The organism is Dendronalium phyllosphericum CENA369 (genome assembly GCF_016056275.1).
GTDB classification, from domain to species: domain Bacteria; phylum Cyanobacteriota; class Cyanobacteriia; order Cyanobacteriales; family Nostocaceae; genus Dendronalium; species Dendronalium phyllosphericum.
The window spans coordinates 1-13,936 of record NZ_JAECZA010000029.1; the positions used below are offsets into that span (position 1 = coordinate 1).

General features: G+C 39.9%; 15 protein-coding genes. 9 read left to right on the plus strand and 6 right to left on the minus strand.

Annotated elements, in window-relative coordinates; translation table 11 throughout:
- Positions 1–209: 209 nt before the first annotated feature.
- The gene (locus I8752_RS09665) at positions 210–620 is read right to left on the minus strand and encodes a hypothetical protein (protein ID WP_318780829.1); all 411 of its coding nucleotides are present in this window, start codon (positions 618–620) and stop codon (positions 210–212) included.
- A 263-nt stretch (positions 621–883) separates the two neighbouring features.
- Here I8752_RS09665 and I8752_RS09675 point away from each other — a divergent pair, with 263 nt between their 5' ends.
- The 6 genes from I8752_RS09675 to I8752_RS09700 all read left to right on the plus strand — a co-directional run bounded on the left by I8752_RS09675 (position 884) and on the right by I8752_RS09700 (position 6,923).
- Entirely contained in the window at positions 884–1,453 is a 570-nt protein-coding gene (locus I8752_RS09675; protein WP_214432099.1) for a PadR family transcriptional regulator, read from the plus strand.
- Between the two features lie 460 nt (positions 1,454–1,913).
- Positions 1,914–2,141, plus strand: a complete 228-nt coding sequence (locus I8752_RS09680) for a hypothetical protein (RefSeq protein WP_214432100.1) — start codon at positions 1,914–1,916, stop codon at positions 2,139–2,141.
- Positions 2,142–2,279: 138 nt separating this feature from the next.
- On the plus strand, positions 2,280–2,816 hold the full coding sequence (locus tag I8752_RS09685) for an ABC transporter permease (protein WP_214432101.1): 537 nt from the start codon (positions 2,280–2,282) through the stop codon (positions 2,814–2,816).
- Positions 2,817–3,422: 606 nt separating this feature from the next.
- Positions 3,423–4,253: a CheR family methyltransferase gene (locus I8752_RS09690; RefSeq protein ID WP_214432102.1), complete on the plus strand. Its 831-nt coding sequence runs from the start codon at positions 3,423–3,425 to the stop codon at positions 4,251–4,253.
- On the plus strand, positions 4,253–4,825 hold the full coding sequence (locus I8752_RS09695) for a chemotaxis protein CheB (RefSeq protein WP_214432103.1): 573 nt from the start codon (positions 4,253–4,255) through the stop codon (positions 4,823–4,825). Before I8752_RS09690 ends, I8752_RS09695 begins: the two co-directional genes overlap by 1 nt.
- A gap of 4 nt (positions 4,826–4,829) precedes the next feature.
- A complete protein-coding gene (locus tag I8752_RS09700) occupies positions 4,830–6,923 on the plus strand; it encodes a hybrid sensor histidine kinase/response regulator (RefSeq protein ID WP_214432104.1) in 2,094 nt (697 codons plus the stop codon).
- Between the two features lie 267 nt (positions 6,924–7,190).
- Here the strand turns inward: I8752_RS09700 and I8752_RS37985 are convergent, their stop codons facing one another.
- From I8752_RS37985 to I8752_RS09730, 3 genes are all read right to left on the minus strand, one after another.
- The gene (locus I8752_RS37985) at positions 7,191–8,414 is read right to left on the minus strand and encodes a calcium-binding protein (RefSeq protein ID WP_263985295.1); all 1,224 of its coding nucleotides are present in this window, start codon (positions 8,412–8,414) and stop codon (positions 7,191–7,193) included.
- A gap of 280 nt (positions 8,415–8,694) precedes the next feature.
- Positions 8,695–9,915: a calcium-binding protein gene (locus tag I8752_RS09725; RefSeq protein ID WP_214432105.1), complete on the minus strand. Its 1,221-nt coding sequence runs from the start codon at positions 9,913–9,915 to the stop codon at positions 8,695–8,697.
- Positions 9,916–10,236: 321 nt separating this feature from the next.
- The gene (locus I8752_RS09730) at positions 10,237–11,616 is read right to left on the minus strand and encodes a sensor histidine kinase (protein WP_214432106.1); all 1,380 of its coding nucleotides are present in this window, start codon (positions 11,614–11,616) and stop codon (positions 10,237–10,239) included.
- A gap of 139 nt (positions 11,617–11,755) precedes the next feature.
- Here I8752_RS09730 and I8752_RS09735 point away from each other — a divergent pair, with 139 nt between their 5' ends.
- The 3 genes from I8752_RS09735 (at position 11,756) to I8752_RS37260 (ending at position 13,297) form a co-directional block, all read left to right on the plus strand.
- On the plus strand, positions 11,756–12,448 hold the full coding sequence (locus tag I8752_RS09735; RefSeq protein WP_214432107.1) for a response regulator transcription factor: 693 nt from the start codon (positions 11,756–11,758) through the stop codon (positions 12,446–12,448).
- Between the two features lie 311 nt (positions 12,449–12,759).
- Positions 12,760–13,089 carry a hypothetical protein gene (locus I8752_RS37255; RefSeq protein ID WP_225895554.1) on the plus strand — a complete coding sequence of 110 codons (330 nt, stop codon included), beginning with the start codon at positions 12,760–12,762 and terminating at the stop codon, positions 13,087–13,089.
- Positions 13,082–13,297 carry a DUF1830 domain-containing protein gene (locus tag I8752_RS37260; protein WP_225895555.1) on the plus strand — a complete coding sequence of 72 codons (216 nt, stop codon included), beginning with the start codon at positions 13,082–13,084 and terminating at the stop codon, positions 13,295–13,297. Before I8752_RS37255 ends, I8752_RS37260 begins: the two co-directional genes overlap by 8 nt.
- Positions 13,298–13,342: 45 nt before the next feature.
- Here I8752_RS37260 and I8752_RS09745 read toward each other — a convergent pair whose 3' ends face one another.
- Together I8752_RS09745 and I8752_RS09750 are read right to left on the minus strand one after the other, a co-directional pair.
- Entirely contained in the window at positions 13,343–13,513 is a 171-nt protein-coding gene (locus I8752_RS09745; protein ID WP_214432108.1) for a hypothetical protein, read from the minus strand.
- Positions 13,514–13,571: 58 nt separating this feature from the next.
- On the minus strand, positions 13,572–13,742 hold the full coding sequence (locus I8752_RS09750; protein ID WP_214432109.1) for a hypothetical protein: 171 nt from the start codon (positions 13,740–13,742) through the stop codon (positions 13,572–13,574).
- Positions 13,743–13,936: the final 194 nt, after the last annotated feature.

Below are 13,936 nucleotides of genomic sequence, written 5' to 3' on the forward strand. Positions count from 1 at the left end.
ACACCCCACACCCCACACCCTACACCCCTCCCCAACGGGGCTTGGTAATGCAGCCAAAAGTCTATCCAAATCCTAACAAATATTAAGTTCCGATCTCGAAATGGAAATGCACCGGGAAGTAACTCACGGTGCATTTGTTTTATTGCGCTTTGTTTAGTAATAAGGAGTGGATGAGAATATCTGTCCTTTTCTCCTTATCCTTTATCCTTTCATTTGGATGCCAGAACTTCTGATACCGCTGCGTGTGCCAATATAACATTAGGTTCGCCTTGGAGAGCAGCATAGTATTTTCTAGCAAAGGTATTACCTTCTTCTGACGGCGTAATTAGCATCCGCGCATCAGCACTCAAATTTTGGATATCTTCTAGCGTTATGGGTTCGTCTGCTGCCAGCATGACATCGATTCTTACAACTAACTCAGAAATGCGATGCAGCCAAGCAAATTGTCCATCGTTAATTACGAGTTGCAGCAGTTCTCCGCTCGATACTCGTCCGCGTACCTGTTCGTAAGCAATGCGTTCTGTGTTAAGTAACACTTGGTGAAGGCGTAGCAATTTGTTTCGCAGATCGCGTAGATGCTGATGTTGACTTATTCTTTGTTGAAGTGTATTAGAAGTCAATGGAATCCTTCCTCCCATTACGATAATCTTTAAAAGCTTGAATAATTTCTTCTTCAGTATTATTTACAAATAAACTATAACGAACAATTAATTTGCTGAACTACAGTCGCACTTAATTGACGTGTGAAGTGCAGTTCAATACTCGCTGTTTAGGTTTTTACTTTGCTAGATAGTTTCTATATATGATTAGTCATATATTAACATAAAAACATATACGATTGAACAGATATAGTTTCTACTACTTTACGTTCGGAAAACCGTCTATGTCGCTGGCACACACAATTCTAGGTTTCCTTCAGCAAGAAAAAATGACAGGTTACGATCTGAAAACAAGCTGTTTTGATCGCTGCATTGCTCACTTATGGTCTGCGGATCAGGCTCAGATTTATAGAACGCTGGATAAACTTGTTGATTGTGGTTGGATTACTTGTACTGTTGAAATTCAGCGCGATCGCCCTAACCGCAAAGTCTATAGTATGACTGAAGCCGGAAAAGCTGAGTTAATTCGATGGTTGCAATGTCCTCAACCATTACCGACGCTGCGAGAACCATTACTAGTTCAGTTATTTTTTGCCGCACAGTTATCGAATGAAGCGATCGTTCAATTGCTAGAACAGCAGCTTAGTGTACGCAATGAAAAGCTGGCTAAATGTCAAAAGATTCAGTTACCGATGCTTGGCGATCGCTTTACTAGCCGCGAGCAAATGATGCAAAAGCTCGTACTAGATTTTGCGATCCGAAGAGAACAAACTTACATTGATTGGCTAATGACCGCTATTGATGTTATTCACCACCAAGGAGATGAAAGAGTAGAAAACAGAGAAGTTAACTGACAATTAATTCAATAACGTCTGAACGCGAAACAAAGCAATTTAGACGCGCACTAAACTGTATTCCCTATTATTAGTATAGTTTAACGAATCTACATCTGTTTAAATATTGTTGAGTAAATAGCGTCATTATTTGCTCATCCTGTGTGCGAGAAGGTAATGCCAACTCTATAGATTCAAAATTATAAAGACATTTCTATTTGCTGAAGTTCTTCATATCAACCACCACTTGTAGAACAGACACAATAAGACTGCGATCGCGCCTCAGCAGTACTTATTAAGAAATTATAAAAAATAAAGTATCTAATTGTTACATGTAACACAAGTATCAGATTCTACTTTGCAAGTCTCTTGGAGGCGATAGCAAGATACTAAAGCTACCAAACATTAGAATACTTTACGGGTATACATCGACAAAAATGTATTGAAATGTTAAAACTGACACTTAAGGTCAGATTTCTTTTTGCAAAGCGTTGGCTTACAACCAAGCAACCAATTAATTACCGTCCGCGTGCGTCTTTGGTTTAATCCAGGAAGAAAAGAATCTCTTTATCTTGTACCAGGTGCTTATGCCCTAATTTTGTGTGTTTATCCATCACTCTTAGCAGCACTGGCAATGACCCGTGAAAAAGAGCAAGGCACAATTATTAAGCTTACGCTGCTAGCATCAGTGCTGCTGAACTTTTATTAGGCAAGGGTCTGGCCTACGTACTAATTGCTATTGGTCAAACTCTATTTATTATGTTTATAGGCTCACTCATTTTTGGGCTGCACTTGGTGGGCAACCCAACACCATTATTTATTGCTACTTTAATTTTTTTAATGTCTAGTGTCATGTTCGGCTGTACGCGAGAAAGAGTCTGGAACGCTAGAACAGTTGTTGATGACTCCTGCGGAAAATTGGGAAATCTTATTAGCGAAACTTTCACCTTTGTCTATTTTGTTGTTGGGTGATGTTGTTTTAGTTCTCTGTTTAGCCCGCTTTATTTTTGGGCTTCCCTTACGGAGTGATATTTTTCTTTGTTTACTATTCTCAAGTATTTACATTTCAATCGTAATTTCTCTGGGCATCCTCATCGGGACGATGCTACAAAATCAGCAGCAGACTCAACTTATAGCTTTCTCTATCAATGTACCGTTGGGGCTACTCTCTGGTGCGATTACGCCTGTAGAGAGTATGCCATCACTGTTTCAGTACGCATCTTTGCTAAATCCGCTACGCCATTACATCACAATTGTACGTAACTTACTCATAAAGGGTGTTGGTATTGATGTAGTTTGGCCAAATGCGATCGCACTATTATTTTTTTCAACTGTGCTTTTAGTAATCAGCACTAGAAAATTCCGCAGTCAGCTAAGTGCCTAAACTCGCATTTGGCTAATGTACCAATTCTTTGGAGCGATCGCAATCAAAAGCCCGGTCGTTGTAACCGGGCTTTCGCTCAAAACTGGGAGATGGAGATATATTCCCCGAAAGTTTAGTTATAGAAGTTCAGTATAAATCGCTGTCCTATTCAGTACTACCACTGCCGCTTTGCCAATTCCGGAAACCTAGAAAAAATTTTTATCCAGTCACCATTGACAACCGATGGCTAAACATAGCAGTAGATTGGCAACGCCAGCACATAAGCATAAAATTTAAAAGCAAGAATAGTTAACTATAATTTACTTTACATATTTGCTCATGAACGATGGTAGCGCTCAAGAATGGCTAACCGTATCAGCCTATGTAGGTTTCACGCTTTTCGTGATTTGGGGCGTGTTCGCCACACAGAAGAAATGAAAAAAGTAATTGTTGACAGATGACAGATGGCTGTCAATAAATAATGAAACAGGATAATTTATTTTTTGGAGTTCCTTTGTTTGAGGAACAAGGTAAAGTATTGAAAACAGCTTTATCAATTTTTATACTAGCTGTCTTACATTACGAATTACGAATTAACTCGTTCAGCATCATCTCCTAAGTTTAGTTATGAATTTGCCCAAAGCCAAGTTGGAGGACATTGAAATCCAGTTGCTATTGGAGGGGATTTACCAGTACTACGGTTATGACTTCCGCAATTATGCTTTGTCTTCGCTGAAACGCCGAGTTCATAGCTTTATGCGATCGCAGGAGTTAGCTAGTGTTTCTGCTTTACAAGAGCGCTTGCTGCACGATCGCCCCTATTTGGAGCGATTTTTGCTTAGTCTGACAGTGAATGTCACATCTATGTTCCGCGACCCTAGCTTTTATTTGGCCTTTAGACAGCAAGTAGTTCCCTTGTTACGAACTTATCCTTTTATTCGCATCTGGCACGCTGGATGCTCAACAGGGGAAGAAGTTTATTCAATGGCGATTCTATTACAAGAAGAAAATCTCTACCACCGTTGTCGGATATATGCCACCGATACAAACGAGAAGGTATTACAAAATGCCAAAAGTGGTATTTTCCCTCTGAGACTGATGCAAGAATACACCCAACTTTATCTAAAAGCAGGTGGCAAGCAGTCTTTTTCAGAATACTACACCGCAGCTTATGATAATGCCATTTTCCGAGCATCTCTTAGAGAAAACGCCATCTTCGCCCAGCATAATTTAGCTACTGACAGTTCTTTTAACGAGTTTAATGTCATTCTTTGTCGTAACGTCCTGATATATTTCAATCAGACATTACAAAAGCGGGTACACGCCTTGTTTTATAACAGTTTGTGTACCTTTGGAATTTTGGGTCTGGGACGACAAGAATCGATCAGATTTTCCTCTTATGAAAAATATTATGAAGAAATGGCCAAGGGTGAAAAGCTTTACCGGAGGCTAAACTAGTGTCCTTTAAAATTGTAGTAATAGGGACTTCTTTAGGGGGATTTTCGGCACTGAAAACTGTTTTAGTCAATTTACCGAACGACTTCCAAGCACCGATCGCGATCGTGCAACATCGTCACAAAGAGTCTAACAAAACTCTTAAAGAATTATTACAAGAACACACAGATTTGCCAGTTCGGGAGGTTGAAGATAAAGACGAGATCGTACCAGGACAGATTTATCTAGCACCAGCAGATTATCACTTGTTAGTAGAACCAGGTTATTTTACTCTTTCTATTGATGAGCCAGTTTCTTATGCCCGACCGTCCATCGATGTGCTGTTTGAGTCAGCTGCCGATGTCTATGGCGAACGAGTTATTGGTGTCATCTTGACAGGCGCAAATCAAGATGGTAAGCAAGGACTAAAAAAAGTGAAAGCACTAGGAGGAATGACCATTGTACAGGAGCCTACCACAGCTGAAAGCTCAATTATGCCAGGAGCCGCAATTTCTGCTGTTGCAGTAGACTGGATTTTGTCACTCTCAGAAATTGCGCCTTTGCTAGTCAACCTTTGTCACTCTATACGGAACTGAACTCATGCAGCCGGAACCCAAAGTCAACATCCTCTTGGTGGATGATAAACTGGAAAATTTACTGGCACTAGAGGCTATTTTGGAGAGGCTGGGAGAAACGCTAGTCAGAGCCACTTCCGGAGAGGAAGCCTTGAGGTGCTTATTGCATCAGGACTTTGCGGTGATTTTGCTGGATGTGCAAATGCCAGGGATGGATGGCTTTGAAACTGCTACCTTGATTCGCAGTCGGGGGCGATCGCGTCATACTCCAATTATCTTTCTGACTGCCTTTAGCACTAGCGATCAAATGCTGTTTAAAGGTTATGCCTTGGGTGCAGTGGATTATCTGCTCAAACCCATAGATCCCAATATTTTGACTTCTAAGGTTATAGTATTTGTCGAACTATTTAAAAAAACACAAGCAGTCCAGCAACAAGCAGCCCAACTGGCAGCTGTGAATGCCGAACTCAAGCAAAGTGAAGAAAGATTTCGTTCGTTAAGTACCTGCTCTCCCGTGGGCATTTTTGAAACCGATACAGAAGGGCAGTGTAAGTATACTAATCCCCGTTACCAAACAATTTGCGGCTTGAGTGCAGCAGCAAGTTTAGAAAAGAAATGGCTGGAATCAGTGCATCCAGAAGACCAGGAACGAGCAATTGCTAGTTGGTCTGCATACATTCGTGAAGGTCGTGAATATTCAGAAGATTTTCGGTTTCAAACAGCTGACGGTATAGTTCGTTGGGTAGAAGTGCGATCGTCACCCATGCTGTCAAATCATGGAGAATTGCTAGGGTATGTAGGTACTCTTGAAGACATTACCGAACGCAAGCAAGCCGAAGAAATCCGCGCTCAAGTAATTCGAGAACAGACCGCTAGACAGGAAGCAGAAGCGGCAAACCGCATGAAAGATGAGTTTCTTGCCGTTCTCTCCCACGAACTCCGCACGCCCCTAACTTCAATGTTGGGCTGGTCAAAAATACTCCGCTCTAAAAAACTTGACGAAACAGCTACGGCTAAAGCCCTGGAAGCCATCGAACGCAATGCTATCTCCCAAGTGCAACTCATTGAGGACATTTTGGACGTATCGCGGATTATCCGAGGTCAGCTGCGATTAAATTTATGTGCGGTCAATCCGATTACTGTGGTGGAAGCAGCCCTAGTAGCAGTCCGTCCCCTAGCAGATACAAAAAGTATTCGGATAAATACGATGCTAGATGGTACGTTAGGCTCAGTTTGTGGCGATCCGGCCCGTTTGCAGCAAGTTGTCTGGAATTTACTAACTAATGCCATTAAATTCACGCCTAAAGGTGGGGAAGTAGAAATCCGGCTAGAAAAAATAGAGCAAGAAAGCAGAGATATTCAGCTGACATCCGCTTCTGTGCCCCTTTCCTTTCCAGCATCATCCTACGCTCAAATCCGAGTAATTGATACAGGTGTTGGCATTGAGTCTGACTTTTTGCCTAAAGTATTTGAACGTTTTCGCCAAGCAGATAGCACCACAACACGAGCGCACAATGGATTGGGATTGGGACTAGCGATCGTTCGGCATTTAGTAGAATTGCATGGCGGTATGATTTTGGCAGAAAGTCCAGGACCGGGACAAGGAGCAACCTTTACCGTGAGGCTACCACTAATGCCAGATGGAAACCAGGGCAACAGAAGTAGTGAAGCAGGGCAAGAAAATTTTGCTATTTCCTCTTTCCCCGATACTTCTGCCCCCCTGAATGGCTTAAATGTGCTGATTGTGGATGATGAAGCTGATACCCGTAACTTTCTCGCCTTTATGTTTGAGGAGTACGGAGCAAGTGCCACAGCAGTAGCATCGGTAGAGGCTGCTTTGGAAGTACTCGAACAATCAAAACCGGATGTCTTAATTAGCGACATCGGCATGTCAGAACAAAATGGTTACACCTTGATCCGTCAATTACGTTCTCTAGAACCGGAAAAAGGAGGAAGTATTCCTGCGATCGCTTTAACAGCATATTCACGAGAAGAAGACCGCCTACAAGCTCTGACAGCTGGCTTTCAACAGCATTTATCTAAACCTGTTGACCCCAACAAGTTAATTGCTGTAGTTGCCAATCTTTTAAAACTACCTCCACCAGTTCCAGTTAGCTAAATCTAGCGCCATTATCTCTGTTTCTTAAAAATGCAACTATCTCAAGGATGATTTAGAAATGCTTTGTTGTATTGCGCTGACAGCAAAATTTTGCACAGAATAATCGTCTCCAAAAGAATTCTTTAATAATTCGTGCGGTTGTTTCTCGCTACTGTACAAGAAAATGCGTAATATAGCAATTTGCAGAAATCGTATAAAAAACAATTTTAGAAACGATGAGCTAACTAAGAAATTTGGCTCAATCAATTGCACCTGAAGGATAAAAGTCTAAACGAAACGGAAGTAGCTTTCGTCAAGACTTAGACCTGAAACTCCTTGTATAATTGCAATTAACACATCTGTGTCTTGGTCAATATATATTGCTGTTCCTTGTGGTAAACCAATAGGAGAAGAGCCTAAAATATATTTCACTGGTATTCCTAAAGGCTCACCATAATTAGAATATGATTTGGGCAGTTGAATAACATCTTGGCTGCGGCTGAAGTCAGTAATGATTGCATATTCTTTGTTACTTTGCAGGACAGGGTCAGACGAATAATAAAGATTGCCATATTCTCCTCCTAGAATAAATTGGTCTCTTCCTGCACCGCCTGTCAACGTATCAACTGGAATATCGTAAAAATTGTCCACAACATCGCCAATAAGTACATCATCACCAGTACCCCCATCTAAGACATCACTTCCAGGGCCTGCTATTAATAAATCGTTACCAGAGCCACCAATTAAAGTATCGTTATTATCATAAACGTAACCATTATCATTACCAATCAACGTGTCGTTGCCCGTACCACCGTCTAGAAAGTCGTCACCAAAAGTGCCCACCAAGGAGTCATTACCAGGGCCGCCATAAAAGGTATCATCACCAGGAGCAAATACACGCGAACTGGAATAATATTCTGCACCACCATATATAGTGTCGTTACCAGTGCCGCCATAGAGATAATCGTTCCCGACTCCACCTTCTAAAAAATCATCTCCCGAACCTCCATCGAGTGTGTCTTTTCCACCAAGATTATCAGTAAAGTTTCCAAAAAAGGGATCTGCCAAAATAGAATCGCCATGTAGGCTATCGTTTCCCGACCCACCTACTAACAGATCGTTACCGTAACCGTTGTCATTGTATTCCTGAGTATAATCGCTGTCAAAATATCCTATGTCGTAACCAGTGTCACCACCCCATAAAACATCATCGCCCGCACCACCTATTAAGGTATCTTTGCCAAAGCCACCTTCCAGAAAATCATTACCATTGCCACCTAGTAGAGTATCTTGTCCTTGGCGGTGGAGTGTCAAAAAATCATAGTGAGCGTCAAAACCTATATCACTTAGAGAAAACTCGCCACGTAATGTATCATTTCCCGCACCACCATCAAGCCAATCGCTACTGTCATAGCCAATGAGGATGTCGTTTCCAGCTAAACCGCTGAGTGTGTCATTATATATGGTTCCACTTAAAGTATCGTTAAACAAAGTACCAGTTTTAACTGCCATAATCGTTAACTTCCTTTAATGTATTGTTGGTATTAAAAGTAACCTTGATGTCAATTATTTTTTGGGTTAAAAATGCAACTATCTAAAGGATGATGTAGAAGTACTGGATTGTATTGCGCTGATAGCAAACTTTTACACAGAATACTCGTTTCCAAAAAAATTCTCTAACAATTTATATGGTTGTTTATTGCTGCTTTACAATAATAAGCATAAGTAAATTGCAGAAATTGCATAAAAAACATTTTTGGAAACTATGAGCTAACTAAGAAATTTGGCTCAATCAAACGTAACGGAAATAGCTTCCTTGAAGACTTAGACCTGTAACTCCTTGTAAAACTGCAATTAGCACGTCTGTGTCTTGGTCAACATATATCCCTGTCCCTTGTGGTAAACCAACAGGAGCAGAACCTAAGACAAACTGATTCTGTATTCCTGAAGAATCAAAACTAGCAAGTTGAATAATATCTTGACTAGGGTTAAAGTCTGTTATGAGTGAGTATTGGCTGAATGGACTGCCATCATATATACCACCATACTCATACCCTAGAATAAATTGGTCTGCTCCTGCGCCACCTATCAAGGTGTCAACGGCATCTGCAAAAACTCCGTAACCGTAAGAGGGTTCATCGCCACTCAACACATCATTTCCAGCACCGCCATCTAGAAAATCACTTCCTTTGTTTCCTTGTAACGAATCGTCACCAGAGCCACCATATAAAGTGTCATCATCACCGTTAAGCGTAGACCCGCGATCGCCTATTAATGTGTCGTTACCTGTACCGCCGTCTAGAAAGTCATTACCGAAAGTGCCTGCAAGGTAGTCATCACCAGAGCCACCATATAAAGTGTCGTTGTTTGTAACAACTTGACTCCGGGGGCCGAGAGCTTCATAACCACCATACATAGTATCGTTCCCAGAGCCGCCGTAGAGGTAATCATTTCTTCCACCGCCCTCTAGAAAATCGTCTCCTGCACCACCATCTAGAGTGTCATCTCCAGTAGGAATTCTATCGGCATCTTGAAAAGGAGTACCAGAATCGCCGTATAAAGTGTCGTTTCCAGAGCCGCCTACTAAAAGGTCATTACCATAACCATTTTTGAAGTACTCGTCCAAAAACTCACCAAAACCATCATCAACATAGTCTCCATATGCTTGACTAGGCTCAAAACCACCCCATAAAACATCATTACCCGTACCGCCAATCAAAGTATCTTTGCCAGCACCGCCTTCTAAAAAATCATTACCAAAGCCACCTATTAAAGTATCTTTTCCCTCACGGTTAAATTTGAGAACATCATCAGCATTGGTATTTCCTACCCCATCGTCTTGAAGACCAATTAAGCGATCGCCAATTAATGTATCATTTCCCGCACCACCATCAAGCCAATCGCTACCCTCATAACCGTAAAGGATGTCGTTTCCAGCTAAACCGCTGAGTGTATCATTATATATAGTTCCAGTTAAAGTATCGTTAAACAAAGTACCAGTGATAACTGACATAACCGTTAACTCCCTTTGATGTATTTTTTGTATTAAAAATTACGTTTTTATTAAGTGTTTTTATTTAATAGAAATACATCTATCTCAAGGATGATTTAGAAATGTTGGATTGGATTGCACTCACTGCAAATTTCTGCACAGAATACTCGTTTTCAAAATAATTCTCTAATAATTCGTGCGGTTAATTATCGCTGCTGTTCAAGGACATGCATAAGTAAATTGCAGAAATTGCCTAGAAAACACTTTTGGAAACTGTTATATAAACGCCAGCCATAACAAATACTTTTCGTTGGCAGCTTGTCGCGTAATATTAAACCGTGGCTACATTTGGTGAGGAATCTTGACAGTAAATGTTGTTCCAACTCCTACTTGACTTTTGACAGTAATTTCTCCTTGGTGTCGTTCTACACACTTCTTGACCACTGATAATCCCAGTCCTGTACCAACTATGTTGTCAACATTTTGACATCGATAGAAAGGCTCGTAAATTTTTTGCTGTTCTGCTAAGGGAATGCCTATGCCTTCATCTATAACTTGAAAAACTATCGCTTTTGATTCGGAGTTTAAAACTAAGTATATTTTTTTGTCAGCCGATGAATATTTAATCGCATTTAAAAGCAAATTACTGAGGATGGAATACAATAGTTTTTCGTCGAGATAGGCACGAAAACACTCACTATAATTCTTAAACTCTATCAGATGTGGTGTTGTATCGAAAAGCCGTAAATCTTCTACTAAATTTAAACAAAAACTTTCTACGTTGATTAATTGAGATTTGTAATCTAGTTTACCAGCTTCCGCTCTAGTTAAAGTTAAGATATCTGTTAATAAATGATTCATTAATTTGGCTGAAGATTGGATACGGTAGAGATTTTTTAATTGTTTTTCATCCACCAACTCTTCAAGAATCTCTTTTAATAATTGAGAAGAAAGTAAAATTACACTCAAAGGTGTCCGAAATTCATGAGAAATCATAGAAAACAATTGGATTTTGAGTTCTCCTAACTTTATTTCTTGAGCCAGAGAAGATTCTAAAGATTCAATGCGATCGCGTTTGATCCATTGACGCTCAAGTATGACACATAAACTAAAAATTACGACAATAATTAAAACTGTTCCTAGTATTTCTATGAATATTCTTAAGTTAATACTATACTCAGATTGCTGAAGAGAAGTTTGGAGATAACTTTGTTCTTCTGCTGTAATAGCTGCTATGATTGGTAGAATTTTTTCTCGGATACTAATGCTGCGATCGGTAATATTGTTTTGTGTTGGCAATGCTGTTCTATCTTTTTGATAGAGTTCTATGGACTGTTGCAAAAGAGCTAATCTTTGACTGACTAATGCATTCAACTGGATAAATCGCTGTTGCTGACTCAAACTAGAATATATTTGCTCTTTTAAAAGCTTAATTTCAGACCGCATATTTGCTACTTCATCTTGATAACGCTTGAAATCTTGTGTATTTCCCAAAAATATATACCCTCGGCGCGCTGATTCTGCACCTGTCATTGCCGCAGAAAAATTTGTCAAAGTATTGAGAGTTTGATATGTATGGTGTACTCTATTAGCGCTTTGTTTAATTTCAGTTGTATTGTTAAATGAAGCGAAAGTGACTAATCCGATAAGTAACAGGGTTAAACCAAACCCTCCTGCAATCCATTTACCTTGAAAAGACCATTTTATCAATTGCCGAGTCATAAATTAGGGCGAACAAAAGCTTGTTTTATGCTTGTTTATTCTATTAAAAGTAAAGCAATGACACTACAGTAGAATAGCTGGCATGATAAAGTGAAGTTGATGTTTACCTACTTGCTTCTTGGTAAACAAGGAATAAATCATGAGAATTCTTGTAGTTGAAGATGATACTCAACTAGCGGAGGTGTTGACAGAAGCTTTAAGCAGACGACAGTATGTAGTAGATGTTGCCAAAGATGGAGAAATGGCTTGGAACTCAGCAGAGTCAATGAAGTATGACTTAGTAGTACTAGATGTGACGCTACCAAAACTAGATGGTATAAAGTTTTGTCAACGTTTACGTACTAGTAGCACAAACAATCCAGCGCATCGCAACTCTGGCGCACCAGTACTAATGTTAACAGCCCGCGATACTGTAGCTGATAAAATAGCTGGGTTAGATGCAGGAGCAGATGATTATGTTGCCAAACCATTTGACTTAGAAGAGTTAATGGCTCGTATACGTGCTTTACTCAGACGCGGTAGTTGTGCAAGCACAGTTAGTCTATCTTGGGAAAAACTGTATTTGAATCCTAGTACTTTTGAGGCGACTTATGACGGTTCCCCTTTGTCATTAACTCCTAAAGAATATGCAATTTTAGAATTGCTGGTTGCTAATGGCAGAAGGGTGTTGAGCCGTTCTAGCATTATTGAGCAGGTTTGGTCAGTAGACGACTCTCCGGTAGAGGAAACCGTTCGATCTCACATTAGATGTCTTCGGCAAAAGCTGAGAACTTTAGGCGCGCCAGAAAATTTTATTGAGACGGTTCATGGACTGGGCTATCGTCTGCAATAAGAATTTGAAAGAAAAATTGATTGGTGTTATGTCTACACAGATTCTACACAAAATCTGCACAGCGATCGCATATATGGGTTATATAATTTTCTTCTGACATTAGCAGGTAGAAAATATTAAGTAGAGTGTGTGATGCCATAATACTTTATATTGAAAGGCGATTAATGATTTTCAGGCATTACATACGCTCAAAAATCTGTAGATGATGCATTACCTTTTCACACTTCGTATCCTACAGAATTGAGTGTTTATTTTATAACTACCTTCTAAGGCTTAAGATTTCAATCAATGAACCAGGAGGCAAATTGTGCATGACATGGAAAGATTCATATTATGGTTGGTTGATTGAATTAATACCATCCTCTGAAGGCTATGCATTTAAGTGTTGGATACCAGATAAGCAAATAGGAATTAGTAATTATCATGTTTATCCAACTCTATGTCAGGCTATGAGGGCAGCTAGGAAAAGAGCAAAACTAGAGTCTGCAAGTTTAGCACTCATGCGTTTTTTAAATGAATCCTATAACAACTCTTATCTTAGTTCTCAAGAACATATAGCTTTGGCGATTTCTATTTCTGACTTTACTACTTCAGTTAGTAAACCTAAAATTCGACGCTTCTTAGACTTTGCAGATGAATAATCAAATTCTTTGTTTTTACAAAAACACAACTAATCAACTCCAAATTGCTCGCAATGAGTGTTTTGAGCAAGTAGTATTTCCAGGGGAACAACTTTTATTTAAAGCTCGTCCTGATACTGAGCTAAAAATAGATACTGACACTAAAACAGGTGTAATTAAAACAAGTAAAATTCTGTGTCTCTATCTGAAAGTGTTAGGTGAAGACTAGATTAATTAATATATAAACACTTATATAGTGTGCTTGACGTTATACCTATTTCAACTCATGGATATGAAACTTTTTGCCAAAATTAAAACCGACGATCGCGGCAGTGGTAGATTTGAAAAAATATAGATAGAGCAAAGTGCTGAGTGCTGAGTAAAAACCACTTGCTTGGCTCACCAAGTCTCCGTTTCTCCGCGTCCCCGCGTCACCCTCAATCATCCCCTTTATTCAGCAACGCCGATTTTTACAGTCCGTTACCAATCAAAATGAAGGATGCCTAATAGTAGGGATGGCTAAACTCACTCTTTTTATCGCTGCTTTGCCCTACTATTGATTCTCCTTTACCCAGTCCGGAAGAATCACCTGTCATTAAAGCAATTTGTGCTTTTTGCAAAGCTTCAGCTTTTGTGATATTTCCTGCTTTTAAGGCTGTGTCAAATGCATTCATTGAAACGTTGCGCTAACCAATTTTTGCTATTGCACAATGCTGCTAAAGGAATATATCTGAGTTTACCATCGGGTGCATAAATACCCCTCTTCTGTCAGTCTCCGAAAACATTTGCCATTTCTGAATTCTAGAGCTTTTGTACAGCAAGCGATCGCGCGATTATTTTCTAATAACAAATTCAAGAGCAATTTTTT